Origin of the sequence: Rhizocola hellebori (assembly GCF_016862955.1) — a bacterium.
Lineage (GTDB): Bacteria > Actinomycetota > Actinomycetes > Mycobacteriales > Micromonosporaceae > Rhizocola > Rhizocola hellebori.
The window spans coordinates 105,998-121,920 of sequence record NZ_BONY01000016.1; the positions used below are offsets into that span (position 1 = coordinate 105,998).

At 67.2% G+C, this 15,923-nt stretch carries 14 protein-coding genes; 9 read left to right on the plus strand and 5 right to left on the minus strand.

Going from position 1 to position 15,923, the window contains the following annotated elements:
* Nucleotides 1-7: 7 nt before the first annotated feature.
* From uvrC to secG, 9 genes are all read left to right on the plus strand, one after another.
* Nucleotides 8-1,894 carry an excinuclease ABC subunit UvrC gene (gene uvrC, locus Rhe02_RS15550; protein WP_203908928.1) on the plus strand — a complete coding sequence of 629 codons (1,887 nt, stop codon included), beginning with the start codon at nucleotides 8-10 and terminating at the stop codon, nucleotides 1,892-1,894.
* 55 nt (nucleotides 1,895-1,949) lie between these two features.
* Entirely contained in the window at nucleotides 1,950-2,825 is an 876-nt protein-coding gene (gene rapZ, locus Rhe02_RS15555) for an RNase adapter RapZ (protein ID WP_203908988.1), read from the plus strand.
* Nucleotides 2,826-2,828: 3 nt separating this feature from the next.
* Nucleotides 2,829-3,755: a gluconeogenesis factor YvcK family protein gene (locus Rhe02_RS15560; protein ID WP_239123843.1), complete on the plus strand. Its 927-nt coding sequence runs from the start codon at nucleotides 2,829-2,831 to the stop codon at nucleotides 3,753-3,755.
* A 44-nt stretch (nucleotides 3,756-3,799) separates the two neighbouring features.
* The gene (gene whiA, locus Rhe02_RS15565) at nucleotides 3,800-4,780 is read left to right on the plus strand and encodes a DNA-binding protein WhiA (RefSeq protein WP_203908929.1); all 981 of its coding nucleotides are present in this window, start codon (nucleotides 3,800-3,802) and stop codon (nucleotides 4,778-4,780) included.
* A gap of 82 nt (nucleotides 4,781-4,862) precedes the next feature.
* Nucleotides 4,863-5,867: a type I glyceraldehyde-3-phosphate dehydrogenase gene (gene gap, locus Rhe02_RS15570; RefSeq protein WP_203908930.1), complete on the plus strand. Its 1,005-nt coding sequence runs from the start codon at nucleotides 4,863-4,865 to the stop codon at nucleotides 5,865-5,867.
* The gene (locus Rhe02_RS15575) at nucleotides 5,867-7,033 is read left to right on the plus strand and encodes a phosphoglycerate kinase (RefSeq protein WP_203908931.1); all 1,167 of its coding nucleotides are present in this window, start codon (nucleotides 5,867-5,869) and stop codon (nucleotides 7,031-7,033) included. Before gap ends, Rhe02_RS15575 begins: the two co-directional genes overlap by 1 nt.
* A 5-nt stretch (nucleotides 7,034-7,038) precedes the next feature.
* Nucleotides 7,039-7,818, plus strand: coding sequence for a triose-phosphate isomerase (gene tpiA / locus Rhe02_RS15580; RefSeq protein WP_203908932.1), 780 nt, complete (start codon nucleotides 7,039-7,041; stop codon nucleotides 7,816-7,818).
* Nucleotides 7,819-7,930: 112 nt separating this feature from the next.
* Nucleotides 7,931-9,613: an ABC transporter substrate-binding protein gene (locus tag Rhe02_RS15585; RefSeq protein ID WP_203908933.1), complete on the plus strand. Its 1,683-nt coding sequence runs from the start codon at nucleotides 7,931-7,933 to the stop codon at nucleotides 9,611-9,613.
* 55 nt (nucleotides 9,614-9,668) lie between these two features.
* Nucleotides 9,669-9,968: a preprotein translocase subunit SecG gene (gene secG, locus Rhe02_RS15590; RefSeq protein ID WP_203908934.1), complete on the plus strand. Its 300-nt coding sequence runs from the start codon at nucleotides 9,669-9,671 to the stop codon at nucleotides 9,966-9,968.
* On the opposite strand, the gene pgl is transcribed toward secG, so the two are convergent.
* From pgl to tal, 5 genes are read right to left on the minus strand one after another with little or no spacing between them, the layout of a single operon-like run.
* Entirely contained in the window at nucleotides 9,952-10,719 is a 768-nt protein-coding gene (gene pgl / locus Rhe02_RS15595; protein ID WP_203908935.1) for a 6-phosphogluconolactonase, read from the minus strand. The two genes, secG and pgl, sit on opposite strands and share 17 nt — an antisense overlap.
* Nucleotides 10,716-11,708, minus strand: coding sequence for a glucose-6-phosphate dehydrogenase assembly protein OpcA (locus tag Rhe02_RS15600; RefSeq protein ID WP_203908936.1), 993 nt, complete (start codon nucleotides 11,706-11,708; stop codon nucleotides 10,716-10,718). Before Rhe02_RS15600 ends, pgl begins: the two co-directional genes overlap by 4 nt.
* A gap of 6 nt (nucleotides 11,709-11,714) precedes the next feature.
* The gene (zwf, locus tag Rhe02_RS15605; RefSeq protein WP_203908937.1) at nucleotides 11,715-13,232 is read right to left on the minus strand and encodes a glucose-6-phosphate dehydrogenase; all 1,518 of its coding nucleotides are present in this window, start codon (nucleotides 13,230-13,232) and stop codon (nucleotides 11,715-11,717) included.
* The gene (locus Rhe02_RS15610; RefSeq protein ID WP_203908938.1) at nucleotides 13,229-14,809 is read right to left on the minus strand and encodes a phosphoglucose isomerase-related protein; all 1,581 of its coding nucleotides are present in this window, start codon (nucleotides 14,807-14,809) and stop codon (nucleotides 13,229-13,231) included. Before Rhe02_RS15610 ends, zwf begins: the two co-directional genes overlap by 4 nt.
* Nucleotides 14,802-15,920: a transaldolase gene (gene tal / locus Rhe02_RS15615; protein ID WP_203908939.1), complete on the minus strand. Its 1,119-nt coding sequence runs from the start codon at nucleotides 15,918-15,920 to the stop codon at nucleotides 14,802-14,804. Before tal ends, Rhe02_RS15610 begins: the two co-directional genes overlap by 8 nt.
* Nucleotides 15,921-15,923 lie beyond the last annotated feature (3 nt).

Here is a 15,923-nt window from a genome sequence, read left to right on the forward strand (position 1 = left end):
TGCCGACGTGGCTGATCCGCTCACCTATCGTCCTGCTTCAGGCTCGATTCCTGACGCGCCGGGCGTCTACCGGTTCCGTGACGCCTCCGGGCGGATCATCTACGTCGGCAAGGCGAAAAGCCTTCGCAGCCGGCTGAATTCCTACTTCGCCGACCCGTGGACCCTGCACGCGCGCACGCAGCAGATGGTGACCACGGCCGCCGGTGTCGACTGGACCGTGGTGAGCACCGAGGTCGAGGCGCTCCAGCTCGAATACTCCTGGATCAAGGAGTTCGACCCTCGGTTCAATGTGCGCTATCGCGACGACAAGTCCTATCCCTACCTCGCGGTCACCCTCGACGAGGATTACCCGCGCCTGCAGGTGATGCGGGGCGCCAAACGCAAAGGTGTGCGCTATTTCGGGCCCTACTCCCATGCCTGGGCCATCCGCGAGACACTCGATCTGCTGCTGCGCATCTTTCCCGCCCGCACCTGTTCGGCCGGCGTCTTCAAACGGGCCGGCCAAATCGGAAGGCCGTGCCTGCTCGGCGACATCGGCAAGTGCTCGGCCCCGTGCGTGGGCCGGGTCAGCGTGGAGGAACACCGCACGATCGTCAACGAGTTCTGCGACTTCATGGCGGGCAAGACCGACGCGATGGAGCGGCGGCTGGAAAAGCAGATGTATGCCGCCGCCAAGGAACAGGAATACGAGCTGGCGGCCCGGTTACGCGACGATCTGGTGGCGTTGCGCCGGGCGCTGGAGAAGCAGTCCATTGTGCTCGGTGACGGCACCGACGCCGACGTGGTGGCGTTTGCCGACGATCCGCTGGAGGCCGCGGTACAGGTTTTTCATGTGCGCGGCGGGCGGGTGCGTGGCCAGCGCGGCTGGATCGTGGAGAAGACTGAGGAGCTGACCATCGGCGACCTGGTGCACCACTTCTGCAGCCAGATCTATGGAGACGAAGCCGTGGCGTCGGATGTGCCACGCGAGCTTCTCGTGCCTGAGCTGCCCGATGACGTGGAGGCGCTGACCGAGTGGCTGTGCGACAGGCGCGGGTCGAAGGTGGCGATCCGGGTGCCGCAGCGCGGCGACAAGAAGACGCTCATGGAGACGGTGGGCCGCAACGCCGGACAGTCCTTGGCACAGCACAAATTGCGCCGCGCGGGCGATCTCACCGCGCGGGGCCGGGCGCTGGAGGAGATTGAGGACGCGCTCGGTCTGGCATCGGCCCCGCTGCGCATCGAATGCTTTGACATCTCTCAGATCCAGGGCACCGACGTGGTGGCGAGCATGGTGGTTTTCGAAGACGGTGTCGCCCGGAAGAGCGACTATCGAAGATTTGTCATCAAGGGCGCGACGGACGACGTGTCCGCGATCGGCGAGGTGATCCGGCGTAGGTTCCACAGGTTGCTCACCGACGAGGAGAAGACCGAGGAAGACGGGAGGCCGCGCAAATTCGCCTATCCGCCGCAGCTTGTCGTCGTCGACGGCGGTGGCCCGCAGGTCAACGCCGCGGCAGAGGTGCTGACCACGATGGGGGTCACCGACGTGGCGGTCTGTGGGCTGGCCAAGCGCCTGGAAGAGGTGTGGCTGCCCGACGACCCGATGCCCGTGATCATGTCGCGCACCTCGGAGGGGCTTTATCTGCTTCAGCGGGTACGCGACGAGGCCCACCGTTTCGCCATCACCTTCCACCGCCAGCGCCGCTCGGCCAGGATGACCGCCTCCGATTTGGACAGTGTGCCGGGCATCGGGTCCACCCGCCGCAAGGCCCTGCTGCGCCAGTTCGGCTCGGTCAAACGCCTTGCCGCGGCCAGTCTGGAGGAGATCGCCGAAGTGCCCGGCATCGGCAAACGGACGGCCCAGATGGTTCTGGACGCACTCACGAACCAGCCCGTAAAACCAGCTGATTAAGATATCGCAGGTGGGGGCGGACCTCTTTGCGGCAGCTACTCCCGTCGAGGAAGACGTGGAGGAAGAAGCACTAGGCACAGATCTTGTGATCGTCACCGGGGTTTCCGGTGGCGGTCGCAGCACCGTGGCCAGGGCATTGGAAAACGTCGGCTATTACGTCGTCGACAACCTGCCTCAGGCGCTGATGGTGCAGATGGCCGAGCTGGCGGCGAAAGCCGGCGGCCCGGCGAAGCAGACGGCAATGGTGCTCGACGTACGAAGCCGTGCGTTTTCCACCGATCTCTCCGGAGCCATCCGGGAGCTGCGCGAGCGCGGTTTCGAGCCGCGTGTCGTGTTTGTCGACGCTGACGACGAGGTGTTGATCAGGCGGTTCGAAAATGTGCGCCGGTCCCACCCGCTGCAGGGCACGGGACGTCTTTCCGACGGCATCACCGCGGAAAGGGCGCTGCTGGCCGAGGCGCGCGAGGAGGCCGATGTGCTCATCGACACCTCGCACCTCAACGTCAACCAGCTCAGGACCAGGGTGGAGGAGCTCTTCGCGAGCCCCGAAGCGCTCAAGTTGCGGGTGACCGTGCTCTCTTTCGGGTTCAAATACGGGCTTCCGCCGGATGCCGATTTCGTCCTCGACGCACGGTTCCTGCCCAATCCGTTCTGGGTTCCCGAGCTACGCGATCTGACCGGGCGTGACGAACCTGTCAGTGGCTATGTGCTTGGCCAGCGTGGAGCGAGTAGTTTCGTCGAAACGTACGCGCGGCTGGTGGTCACCACCGCGCCTGGTTTCGAACGTGAAGGCAAGCGATATCTGACCGTCGCCGTCGGTTGCACCGGTGGCAAGCACCGCAGCGTGGCCATCGCCGAGGAGTTGGCGCGCAGGCTACGTGAGCAGCGGGTGGTGGCACACGCACAGCATCGGGATCTGGGACGGGAGTAGCTCTTGCGGGTAGTGGCATTCGGCGGTGGGCACGGTCTGGGCGCCTGTTTGCGGGCGTTGCGGTCCAGTGGTCTCCCCATGGAGATCACGGCGGTGGTCACCGTTGCGGATGACGGCGGCTCCAGCGGCCGGCTGCGCCACGACCGCGGCGTCCTGCCCCCTGGCGACCTGCGTCAGGCGCTTGCCGCGCTGGCCGGGCCCGACCAGCTCAGCGTGGGCAACGCGGCCCTGTTCCAATACCGGTTCCCGGGCGATGACGCGCTGGCCGGGCATCCGGTCGGCAACCTGGTGCTCTGCGGGCTGATGGAGCTCGTGGGCGACCCGGTGCTGGCGCTGGATCACGCGGCGGGGATGGTGGGCGCCGTGGGGCGCGTGCTGCCGATGGCGTGCGAGCCGCTGGGCATCGAGGCCGACCTCGAAGAGGACGGGAAGGTGACCACGATCCGGGGACAGCACGAGGTCGCGGTCGCCAACGGCCGGGTGCTGGAGGTCAGGATCGCTCCAGCGGCGCCGGCGGCCTGTCCCGAGGCGCTCAAGGCGATCGCGGAGGCGGACTGGCTCGTGTTCGGGCCCGGCAGCTGGTACACCAGCGTCATTCCGCATCTGCTCGTCCCGGAACTCGGGACGGCGATCGTGGCCAGCCCGGCCCGCCGTTTGGTCACCTTGAACCTGGCTGCTGACAACGAAACCGCAGGTCTGTCCCTTCCGGATCACCTGGGGGCCCTGGCCCGATATCTCCCGGATCTGCGGGTAGATATTGTTCTTGTCGACAGCCACGTCGTGCCAGATCCCGATCCGGTTGCCAGGGCGGCAGCGTCTCTAGGAGCCAGGATCGCGTTGGCTTCGGTGGCCGTCCAAGATGGAACAGCAAGACACGATCCGGTCCGAATGGGCCATGCGCTGGTGCCACTATTGGGCACCGCTCGTTAAGCACAGACGAACTTCCGTAGACCCGGCCCCGAGGTGACGACACGATGGCGATGACCGCAGCGGTGAAAGACGAGCTGAGCCGGGTCGACGTGCCCAAACCGTGCTGCAGGCGGGCTGAGATGGCCGCGCTGCTGCGTTTCGCCGGCGGCTTGCACATCGTCTCGGGTCGGGTGGTCGTCGAGGCTGAGCTCGACACCGGCGCGGTCGCCCGCCGGTTGCGCACGGCGATCGCCGACCTGTTCGGCTACCCGAGCGAGGTTCACATCCTCGCCTCCGGGGGGCTGCGCAAGGCCAGTCACTACATCGTGCGCATCGTCAAGGACGGCGAGGCGCTGGCCCGCCAGACCGGCCTGCTCGACGTGCGCGGCCGTCCGGTGCGCGGGTTGCCGCAAAACGTTGTGAACGGTTTGGTCTGCTGCGCGGTCGCGGCCTGGCGTGGGGCGTTCCTCGCGCACGGCTCGCTGACCGAGCCGGGCCGGTCCTGCGCTCTGGAGATCACATGCCCGGGGCCGGAGTCGGCGCTTGCGCTCGTGGGCGCGGCGCGGCGGCTGGGCATCTCGGCCAAGGCGCGCGAGGTGCGCGGGGTCGATCGGGTGGTGGTCAAGGACGGCGACGCGATCGCCGCTCTGCTCACCCGGATCGGCGCCCACAACAGTGTGCTCGCGTGGGAGGAAAGGCGGGTGCGCCGCGAGGTTCGCGCGACCGCCAACCGGCTGGCCAACTTCGATGATGCCAACCTGCGCCGCTCGGCGCGCGCGGCGGTGGCGGCAGCAGCGCGGGTCACCCGCGCCTTGGAGATCCTTTCCGAGGACGCGCCGAACCACCTCACGAGCGCGGGTCGACTGCGCCTCGAGCATCGACAGGCATCCCTAGAAGAGCTGGGTGGTCTGGCCGACCCGCCATTGACCAAGGACGCCATCGCGGGCCGGATCAGGCGATTGCTCGCACTGGCCGACAAACGCGCCCGTGACCTGGGCATTCCCGACACGGAAGCTGCTGTTACTGCGGAAATGCTCTCCGTGTAGGGTCGGGGGATACGGCGACGGCGCCGGCTTATCTTTATCGGCCGCCGGCAAGCTGCCGGCGCTTAGCGAGGAGATGGAACCTGTGACCATCCGGGTTGGCATCAACGGCTTCGGCCGCATCGGTCGGAATTTCTATCGGGCGCTCCTCAAGTCCGGAGCCGACATCGAGCTGGTTGCGGCAAATGACCTGACGAGCAACGCCACCTTGGCGCATCTGCTCAAGTACGACACGATCCTGGGCCGGTTGCCCTACGAGGTGAAGGCCACCGACGACGAAATCACGGTCAACGGCAAGTCTTTCAAGGCTTTCGCTGAGCGCGACCCGGGCAAGCTGCCCTGGGGCGACCTGGGCGCCGACGTCGTCATCGAGTCGACCGGCCTTTTCACCAGTGCCGACAAGGCCAGGGTGCATGCGGACAACGGTGCCAAGAAGGTCATCATTTCCGCCCCGGCCAAGGGCGAGGACATCACGGTCGTGATGGGTGTCAACCACACCAAGTACGACCCGTCCGCCCACACGATCATCTCGAACGCCTCCTGCACGACCAACTGCCTGGCGCCGATGGCGAAGGTGCTCAACGAGTCCGTGGGCATCGAAAAGGGTCTGATGACCACCATCCACGCCTACACGCAGGACCAGAACCTGCAGGACGGCCCGCACAGCGACCTGCGCCGGGCGCGGGCCGCGGCGCTGAACATCGTGCCCACCTCGACCGGTGCCGCCAAGGCCATCGGCCTGGTGCTGCCCGAGCTCAAGGGCAAGCTCGACGGTTTCGCGCTGCGGGTGCCGATCCCGACCGGCTCGGCCACCGACCTGACCTTCACCGCGGGCCGCGAGACCTCGGTCGAAGAGGTCAACGCGGCCATCAAGGCGGCCGCTGAGGGCGACCTGAAGGGCATCCTCGTCTACACCGAGGACGAGATCGTGTCGGCCGACATCGTCACCGACCCGGCCTCCTGCATCTTCGACGCCGGCCTGACCAAGGTCATCGGCAACCAGGTGAAGGTCGTCGGCTGGTACGACAACGAGTGGGGCTACTCCAACCGTCTGGTCGACCTGGTGAAGTACGTGGGTGCCAGCCTCTGATGCGGGTGTTCTCGACTGAGGACGTCGCGGGTCGGCGCGTGCTTCTGCGCGCCGACCTCAACGTCCCGTTCCTGAAGGATCAACCGGGCGTCATCGCCGATGACGGCCGGATCCGCGCGGTGCTGCCGACCATCCAGGCGCTGCGCGACGCCGGGGCGTCCGTGGTGGTCATCTCGCACCTGGGCCGGCCCAAAGGCGCGCCCGACCCGAAATACTCCCTCAAGCCAGTCGCCGACCGGCTCACGGAGCTGCTCGGGGCACCGGTGGCCTTCACCGGTGACATGACCGCGCCGGAGCTGGCCGCGGGTGAGGTCGCGCTGTTGGAGAACCTGCGCTTCCACCCGGGCGAGACCAGCAAGGACGAAGCGGAGCGGGGAGCTTTCGCCGACCAGCTCGCCGCGCTCGCCGACGTCTACGTCGATGACGCGTTCGGGGCCGTGCACCGTAAGCACGCCAGCGTATACGACGTCGTCTCCCGGCTCCCGCACTTCGCGGGTTTCCTGGTGTCGCAAGAGGTTGACGTACTCAAGAAGCTGACCGAAGATCCGGCCACCCCCTATGTCGTGGTGCTGGGCGGCTCCAAGGTTTCGGACAAGCTCGCGGTCATCGAGGCGCTGCTGTCCAAAGCGGACAGACTGCTCATCGGTGGCGGGATGTGCTTTACCTTCCTCAAGGCGCAGGGCCACTCGGTGGGCGGTTCGCTGCTGCAGGAAGAGATGGTGCAGACCTGCGCCGATCTGTTGGAGCGGGCCGGTGACAAGCTCGTGCTGCCCACCGACATCGTGGTGGCGGACAGGTTCGCCGCCGACGCGCAGACGCAAACCGTTGACGCGCAAGCGATTCCGGAGGGGTGGCTGGGCCTGGACATCGGGCCGCGCTCGGTGCAGGAGTTCGCCGACGCGCTCGCCGGGGCGAAGACCGTGTTCTGGAACGGCCCGATGGGCGTGTTCGAGCTCGCGCCGTTCGCCGCGGGCACCCGCGGCGTGGCCGAGGCGATCACCAAGGTAGACGGCTTCACCGTCGTCGGCGGCGGCGACTCCGCGGCGGCCGTGCGCGCGCTTGGCCTGCAAGACGAAGCTTTCGGCCATATCTCCACGGGTGGCGGAGCGTCCCTCGAGTATCTAGAGGGTAAGGTCCTGCCGGGTCTGTCCGCACTGGAGGCATAACAGTTATGACCACAGCAGAACGCCGGCCGCTCATGGCCGGCAACTGGAAGATGAACCTCAACCACCTCGAAGCCATCTCGCTTACGCAGAAGCTCGCCTTCAGCCTCAGCGAGAAGGAGCTCACCGACGTGGACGTGGTCATCCTTCCGCCTTACATCGACATCCGCAGCGTGCAAACCCTGGTCGACGGCGACAAGCTGCTGCTGACCTATGGGGCGCAGGATCTTTCGCCGCACCAGTCCGGCGCCTACACCGGCGACGTCTCCGGCCCGATGCTGGCCAAGCTCGGCTGCTCCTATGTGGTGGTCGGGCACTCCGAGCGCCGCCAGTACCACTCGGAGTCCGACGAGCTGGTCAACTCGAAGGTCAAGGCGGCGCTGGCCAACGACATCACCCCGATCCTGTGCATCGGCGAGGGGCTCGAGGTGCGCGAGGCAGGAAACCATGTCGAGCACACGCTCAGCCAGCTCGACGGCGGCTTGGCCGGCTTGACCGGTACCCAGGTGGAAAAGGTTGTTGTCGCCTATGAGCCGGTGTGGGCCATCGGGACCGGCAAGACCGCGACCCCGGCCGACGCCCAGGAGGTCATCGGGGCGATCCGGGCCCGGCTGGCCGAGACGCAGGGCGAGACCGTCGCCCAGGCGGTAAGGATCCTCTATGGCGGTTCGGTCAAGGCCAGCAACGTTGGTGAAATCATGAACGAGGCCGACATCGACGGCGCCTTGGTCGGCGGGGCGAGCCTCGACTCCGAAGAGTTCGCAAAAATCTGCCGCCTCGGTAAATAGCGAAGGTAAGTGGCCTACCCCGCTTCTCCAAGAGCGGGTAGGCCACCTAGAGTGTGTTCCCATGCGTCACCCCTCGCGTCTTGCCTCGTTAGGTGTAGCTGCCGTCCTCGCCATGACCGCAGCTGCCTGCAACTCTGCCGCTGATGAGCCCCCGGGCATGCAGCAGGGAGGCACCTTGCGGGTCGCGGTGAACGCGCTGCCCTCCCGCCTTGACCCGCAGCGCATCAGCGCCGCGCTGGATGCCAATGTGAGCCGGTTGATCTCGCGCACGCTGACGACGTTCAAGTCGGAGCCGGGCAAGGCCAGCGGCGAGCTTGCCTCCGATCTGGCCACCGACCTCGGCCGTCCCAGTGAGAACAACACGGTCTGGGAGTTCCGGCTGCGTGACGGCGTCAAGTGGGCAGACGGTTCGGCGATCACCTGCCAGCACGTGAAGTTCGGCGCCGAGCGCAACTACTACTCGCTCTCCGACGGCCTGCCCTACGCGCGCACCTATCTCAAGGACAACGCCAAGCCCTACGGCGGGCCTTACATCGGCACGAACGAAGGCTTGGACTCGGTGCAGTGCATCGACACCAAGACCATCCAGTACCGGTTGAAGCAGCCGGTCGGCGACTTCAACTACGCGGTCAGCCTGCCCGTCTTCGCCCCGGTCAAGCCGGGTGCTGAGCGGCCCGACGCGGAGTTCAACCTCGCGCCGCTGGCCAGCGGGCCGTACAAGGTCAAGCCGGGCAGCCGCACCGAGACCGAGATGACGCTGGTCCGCAACGAGTTCTGGGCCCGCGACACAGACAAGATCCGCAAGGCCTACCCGGACCAGATCGTCCTCAAGGTCGAGAAGAACGTCCCGGCGCTGACCAACGCGCTGATCGAAAACCAGGGCGAGGCGCGTGACACCATCGCGCTCAACCAGGACGTCGCGCCCAACTTCGTCCAGCAGGTCATGACGGACACGACCCTGCAGGAGCGCACCGCGGTCGGCCCGTCCAACGCCGTGCGGTACATGAGCATCAATACGAAGAAGATCACGAATGAGAAGTGCCGTCAGGCGTTGAGCTTCGCCTTCAACAAACGCAAGTTCCGCCAGGCGATGGGCGGCTCGCTGCTGGGCGAGCTGGCCACCACGATGATCCCGCCGACGCTGCGTGCCTACCAGCCGTTCGACCACTACGGGACCAAGACCAATGGTGGCGACGGCGACATCAAGCGAGCCGAAGAGCTGATCAAGCAGGCCAAGGACGCCGGCCAGCCCTGCCCGGACAAGATCACGATCGCCTTCTCGGACAGCCCGACCACCAACAACCGTTACGTCAAGACGGTGGCCGACGCCTACGTGCTGATCGGCATCCAGGTCATCTTCAGGCCGATCCCGCCGGGTGAGTACTTCAACAAGCTGAAGACGTTCGAGATCCAGTCGGAGATCGACATGTCGTACGCGGGCTGGATCCCCGACTGGGCGAACGGCTCCGCGGTGATCCCGCCGCTGTTCAAGAGCTCCGAGGTGGCCACCGGGCCGCTGACCCGGGGTGGTTCCAACTACGCCTATCTGACCGATCCCGAGATCGACAAGGGGATCGACGACGCGATGCAGGAAAGCATCATCGAGCGGCAGTGGAAGCTTTGGGGCGAGCTGGACAGCAAGATCTCCCAGAAGGCCGCCAGCATCCCGATCCTCTACAGCAACGCGATCCGCCTGCACGGTTCCAACGTGTCCGGGGCGTTCATCCACGCCGGGTTTGGAATGCCCGATCTGGCTGCTCTAGGCCTTTTGAACCCGGGTGGGTCACCGTCCTAAAATCGACCAGGTATCCTTGTCCAGCCTGCCCCAACTTCAGTCGAGGAATTTGATCATGCCGAACTGGTTTGCGTACGTGTTGATCGTCCTTCTGGTCATCACGAGCGCTCTGCTGACACTGCTGGTCCTGCTCCACCGGGGCAAGGGTGGCGGCATGTCGAGCATGTTCGGCGGTGGCGTGTCCACGAGCCTGGCCGGCTCGTCGGTGGCCGAGAAGAACCTCGATCGCTACACCGTGCTGGTGGGCATCGTGTGGTTCGCCTGCATCGTCGGCCTGGGCCTGTGGCTCAAGCTGGAGCTTGCCGAGGGCGCAGAGCCGGAAGCGCTCCGCGCCGCGATCAGCGCAACGTTCTAGATTTCAGCGGAACCTCGGAGGCGGCGGCCCGATCCAGGAGCCAGACCGTCCGTTCCACTCCTCGCACGCCGGCGGCGGGCACCTGCACCGCCCCGGCGCCGGCCAGCGCCATTCCCGCCGCTTTGGCCTTGTCTGCTCCCGACGCGAGCAGCCACACCTCTTCGGCCGTGTTGATGGTGGGCAGCGTCATCGTGATGCGGATCGGTGGCGGTTTCGGGCTGCCCCGCACCGCGCTGACCGGGCGCGTCTCGTAGGCGACCGGATGTTCCGGAAACACCGAGGCCACATGCCCGTCCTCGCCGATGCCGAGCAGCAGCACGTCGAAGTGGGGCAGCTGGGCGGAGCCCGGCGCGGCCGCACGCGCGAGCGCGTCGGCGTACCGGGAGGCGGCCAGCTCCGGATCTGAGCCGCCCGCCGTATCGCTTGCGGGCATGGGGTGCACCCGCGCCGGATCGAGCGCCACCGTGTCCAGCAGCGCCGCGCGCGCCTGGGTCTCGTTGCGCTCGGGGTCCCCGGACGGCAGGAAACGCTCATCACCCCACCAGATGTCGACCTTTGACCAGTCGACGGCATCTCGCGCCGGGTTGCCGCCGATCGCCCGGTAGATGGCAGCAGCTATCCGGCCGCCGGTCAGCACCAGCGCCGCCTCGCCGCGGGCGGCCTGGGCGTCAATCAGCTTCACAATGAGCCGAGCCGCAGCCGCCTCCGTGAGCAGCTGCGCATCCGCATGCACCACCACGTCGACGGTCATCGGCGGACTCCCACCAGGGCAGGGTCCTGCCAGACGTGGGTGCGCACGGCAGGGCGGTCGTTGAGATCAGCGATGCCGGTGGCCGCCTGCAACGCCCAGCCGTAGGGCTGGTCGGGGTCGAGGCGGCGCAGCTCCTCGGCCAGATCGTCGCCGAGGCGGCGTTTGATCAGTGGCAGGATCCGGTCGCCCACCCCGGTGCGGGAGACCAGGGCTGTGCCGTCCCCCAGGGTGCGCACGCCGATGTGACTGCCATCGGCGAGCTCCAGCTCCACCGCGGTCAGTGCCGGTGCCTCGGCGAGCCTGGTGCCGATGCCGAGCCGGCTGGTGAGCCAGCCGCGCAGCAGCGCCGTTCCCGGGTCCTGGACGGAACCGGTCACCATCGCGTCGCGAACCTCTGTGCTGCCCGTGTCCAGCGCGCTGGCGAGCAGTGCGCGCCAGCCGGTCAGCCTCGTCCAGGCGAGGTCGGTGTCGCCGGGCGCGTAGTCGACAGCGCGCTGCATGAGCGAAGCAGCCGGGTCTGCGCACTGGGAGATGTCGGTGACCCGCCGCTCGGCCACCACGCCAAGCGGGTCGAAGGCCAGCCGCTCCGGCGGTGGGCCGTGCCACCAGGTCACCACCGGCACGTCGGGCGCCAGCAGCGGCATGACGATCGACTCGGCGTGCAGGGCAAGCCGGCCGTGCATGCGCATGATGACCGCCTCGCACGGGCCGAGCCGCCCGCCGACGATGATTTCGGCGTCGAGCCTGTCCTTCGCGTTGGCTGTCTCCGGATCCGGTCCGGAAACGGGGCCGCGGCTGATTACCAGCAGCCGGCACGGGTGCGCCGAAGCGGCGATGGTGGCCGCCTCCTCGACCTCACGGATACGTGCGTCATCGACGATCGCCACCACGGTCAGCGCCAGCCCGCTGGCCCCACCGCCGGTGTTCCGCCTTTCCGCGGCAAGCTTTTTGACGACCTCTGAACCCTTGGTGTCCCACAGCGCAAGCATCTCGTCTCAGGCCCTTCGCCAGGTGTGGCCGTGCCGCGCCAGCATGACGTCGGCCTCGCGAGGCCCCCATTCGCCTGCGCGATAAGCAGATGGAGTGGTGCCGGCCCACGCCGCCTCCAGCGGATCGACCACGCGCCAGCCCTCCTCGACCTCGGCCGCGTCGGGGAACAGCGTCCGGTCGCCGATGAGCACATCGAGAATGAGGCGCTCGTAGGCTTCCGGGCTCGCCTCGGTGAACGTCTCGCCGTAGGCGAAGTCCATGGTGATGTCGCGCAACTCCATCGCCGTGCCCGGCACCTTGGAGCCGAACTTGAGCATCAGGCCCTCATCGGGCTGGACCCGCACGATGAGCTGGTTGTGTCCCAGTAGCTCGGCGTCGTCGGAGCGGAACGGCAGGTGCGGCGCCTTCTTGAACAGCACCGCCAGCTCGGTCACCCGCCGCGGCATCCGCTTACCCGCCCGGATGTAGAACGGCACCCCGGCCCAGCGCCTGTTCTGCACACCCAGCTTCACCGCGACATAGGTCTCGGTGGTGGACTCCTGGGACACGTCCGGCTCTTCCTTGTAGCCCGGCACGCGCTCGCCCGCCACCCAGCCCGAGGTGTACTGGCCCCGCACGGTGTCGGCCGCGATGTCCTCGGGGCACACCACAGCGCGCAAAACCTTGAGCTTCTCGGCGCGGATCTCGGTGGACTCGAAGGTGGTCGGCTCCTCCATCGCGATCAGCGCCAGGAGCTGAAGGAGGTGGTTCTGCAGCACATCGCGGGCGGCGCCGGTGCTCTCGTAGAAGCCCGCCCGGCTGCCGATGCCCACATCCTCGGCCATGGTGATCTGCACCGAGTCGACGTACTTGGTGTTCCACAACGGTTCCCACAGCGCATTGGCGAACCGGAGCGCCAGGATGTTCTGGACGGTCTCCTTGCCCAGGTAGTGGTCGATGCGGAAGACATCTTCGCCGGTGAACACGTCGTCGACGAGGTCGTTGAGGGCTTTGGCGGAGCCCAGATCTGTGCCGAAGGGCTTCTCCACCACCACCCGCCGCCAGCCACCCGACTTCTCGTTGTCGGCCATGCCTGTGCGCTCAAGTTGCTTGAGCACCACGGGAAACGCCGTCGGCGGGATGGACAGGTAGAAGGCGGCGTTGCCGGGGATGCCGTGGGTGTCGCGAAGCTCGTCGAGGGTCTGGGCCAGCTGGTCGAAGGCGTTGTCGTCGTCGAACGAGCCGCCGACAAAGCGGATGTTGCCCGACAGCCGGCCCCACACCTCTTCGCGCCACGGGGTGCGCGCGTGTTCCTGGGCGGCTTTGCGGGCCAGCTCCTCGAAATCGCCGTCGCCCCAGTCGCGCCGCGCGAAGCCGAGCACCACGAAACCGGGCGGCAGCAACCCACGGTTGGCCAGGTCGTACACGGCGGGAAGCAGCTTCTTGCGGGCCAGGTCTCCGGTCACGCCAAAGATGACCAGCGCGCAGGGATCTGGTACCCGGGGAAGGCGGCGATCCTGCGGATCCCGGAGCGGATTCGTCATGACGACTTCAGAGCTCCGAGCAGCTGTTTAATTCCCGCGTTGCGGTCGGTCAGGTGCAGGTGGAGCAGGGGCCGTTGCCGGCTGGCCAGGGCCAGGCGATCGCCGGCGGCCTGGGCGGCCTGCAGCTGGCCGAAGGTGTAGGGCTTGCCCGGCACCGCAAGGTCTTCGGCAGGCGTTCCGGTGATCTGCAGGAACGCGCCCACCTGGGGGCCGCCCTTGTGGAACTGGCCGGTCGAGTGCAGGAACCGCGGAGCCCAGCCGAAGGTGGTGGGCAGGCCGGACTCGGTCGCGACAAGCTCGCGCAGGGTGGCGATCTCCGCATCGGCGAAGCGGTCGAGGTAGGCCATGATGGCCACGTAACCCTGATCGGTGAAGAGAAGCCGGATCGCCGCCTCAAGGCTGCCGCCCACGCCGTAACCGATGACCGCGCCGTCGACAAAGTCCGGCTCCGCCGAGGGCAGTCCACTTTCGAGGATGCGCGCGGTGTTCTCCTTGGACTCGGTCACGTTCGGCTGGTCGAACGGGTTGATGGACAACGCTTTTCCGGCGAAGGCGGTGGCCGCCTCCCAGCACAGGAACTGCGCGCCCAGCGGGCCGTTGACGGAGATGTCGGGCTGCACCCCGCTGCCCGGAATCGTTTTGGCGTAAAGGGATCCGCCCATCGTCACGATCGCGGTGTGGTCGGTCTTCGCGATCGGGCTGGTCGGCGTCTCGATGACCACCGGCAGCAGGCCCTTGCTCTCCTTGCCGGTCGACTCGGCGATGAGCTGCTCGGCCCAGTCGCCGAGGCCGGTCAGGCCGGAGCCGTCATCGGCGAGGGCCGCATAGTGTGCCCGGGACAGGGCCGCGCCCAACGCGAGCGCCGGGTTCTCTTCGGCCTGCCCGATCGACGGGGCGAACTCGGCCGCCTGGTCGATGAGTTCGGCGATGTCCACACCGGCCAGGGCGCTGGGCACCAGACCGAAGGCGGTCAGCGCCGAGTAGCGGCCGCCCACGTCGGGGTCGGCGAGGATGACGAAGGCCCCCATCTCTTGCGCCACAGCGGAAAGAGGCGAGCCGGGATCGGTCACCACGACGAAGTGCCGGCCGGCTTCGGCTGGGGTCAGACCCGCGTCGAGGAACGCCTGCCAATAGGCGCGGCGGTGGCTGTCGGTCTCGATGGTGGAACCCGACTTGCTGGCGACCACCACCACCGTCCTTTCCAGACGGTCGCCCAGCGCCGCCCGGACCTGCCCGGGATCGGTGGTGTCGAGCACGGTCAACGCCTTGCCCAGGGTACGGGTGATCACCTCGGGCGCCAGCGAGGAGCCGCCCATCCCGGCGAGCACCACGTGGTCCAGATCGGCCAGCTCGTCACGCAGCTCGGCCAGCTGAGGAATGAGTGCCCGGCTGCGTTCGAAGGTGTCCACCCAGCCGAGGCGGACAGCGGCCTCGGGCTGGGCGTCGGGACCCCACAGCGTAGGGTCCTTGGCCGCCAGCTTCGCCGGGGCGTCTTGCGCCACAAGCGATTCGTAGACTTCCTGCGCGGGCTCGGCGACCTGAACGGTCAACCCGGCCGCCGACCAGACCTCAGACATGGCTCTCCAATGCGGACTGCACCTGGGTCAAAAGCTCCTGCCAGCTGGTGGAGAACTTCTCCACGCCCTCGCGCTCCAAGACCTCGACGACGTCGTCATAGTCCACCCCAACCGCCTTGAGTGCCGCCATCGTCTCATGCGCGGCCGCCACGTTGGGCGTGATCGTGTCGGGCGAGATGCTGGCCTTCTCCGCCACCGCCCACAGCGTCTTCTCCGGCATCGTGTTGACGACACCGGGCGCGATCAGCTCGTCGACGTACAGGGTGGGGGAGTAGTCGGGGTTCTTCGTTCCCGTCGATGCCCACAGCGGGCGCTGCGGCTGTGCGCCCAACCCCCGCAGACTGACCCAACGCGGACTCTGCAGGACCTTCTGGTGCGCTTCATAGGCAAGGCGGGCGTTGGCGACAGCTGCCTTGCCCCGCAACGCAAGCGCCTCCGGGGTGGCGATCTTCTCGAGACGCTTGTCGATTTCGGTGTCCACTCGCGACACGAAGAACGACGCCACCGATTGGAGCTTGGACAGGTCGTGACCGTTCTGCTGCGCCTGCTCCAGCCCGGAAAGCCACGCGTCCATCACCTCGCGGTAGCGGTCGAGCGAGAAGATGAGTGTCACGTTGACGCTGATGCCCTGGGCCAGGGTGGCCGTGATGGCGGGCAGGCCGGCCCTGGTAGCCGGGATCTTGATGAACAGGTTGGGCCTGTCCACCAGCCACCACAGCTGTTTGGCCTCGGCCGTGGTGGCGGAGGTGTTGTCCGCCTTGCGCGGGTCGCACTCGATGGAGACCCGTCCGTCCATTCCGGACGACGAGTCGAAGGCGGGCCGCATGACGTCGCAGGCCTTCCGCACGTCAAACGCGGTGATCAGGCGCATCGCCTCCTCGACCCCGATCTTGCAGGTCGCCAGGTCGTTGAGCTGCTCGGTGTACTCGTCGCTGTTGGCGATGGCGAGCTGGAAGATGGTCGGGTTGCTGGTCACGCCCACGACATGGTTCTCGCGGCGAACTTTGTCCAAATTGGTCTGTGAACCGCCCTCGGTCAGGCGCTCACGGGAGATGTCATCGAGCCAGATCGCCACGCCCGCGGCGGAAAGCTCGGCAAGTTTGTCAGTCATGGT

Bases quoted from the DNA above. Each gene is read 5' to 3' on its own strand.
- whiA (WP_203908929.1), top strand. From the start codon at position 3,800: ATGGCGATGACCGCAGCGGTGAAAGACGAGCTGAGCCGGGTCGACGTG.
- Rhe02_RS15610 (WP_203908938.1), bottom strand. From the start codon at position 14,809: ATGTCTGAGGTCTGGTCGGCGGCCGGGTTGACCGTTCAGGTCGCCGAG.
- Rhe02_RS15600 (WP_203908936.1), bottom strand. From the start codon at position 11,708: ATGCTTGCGCTGTGGGACACCAAGGGTTCAGAGGTCGTCAAAAAGCTT.
- tpiA (WP_203908932.1), top strand. From the start codon at position 7,039: ATGACCACAGCAGAACGCCGGCCGCTCATGGCCGGCAACTGGAAGATG.
- secG (WP_203908934.1), top strand. From the start codon at position 9,669: ATGCCGAACTGGTTTGCGTACGTGTTGATCGTCCTTCTGGTCATCACG.
- pgl (WP_203908935.1), bottom strand. From the start codon at position 10,719: ATGACCGTCGACGTGGTGGTGCATGCGGATGCGCAGCTGCTCACGGAG.
- Rhe02_RS15575 (WP_203908931.1), top strand. From the start codon at position 5,867: ATGCGGGTGTTCTCGACTGAGGACGTCGCGGGTCGGCGCGTGCTTCTG.
- Rhe02_RS15585 (WP_203908933.1), top strand. From the start codon at position 7,931: ATGACCGCAGCTGCCTGCAACTCTGCCGCTGATGAGCCCCCGGGCATG.
- tal (WP_203908939.1), bottom strand. From the start codon at position 15,920: ATGACTGACAAACTTGCCGAGCTTTCCGCCGCGGGCGTGGCGATCTGG.
- zwf (WP_203908937.1), bottom strand. From the start codon at position 13,232: ATGACGAATCCGCTCCGGGATCCGCAGGATCGCCGCCTTCCCCGGGTA.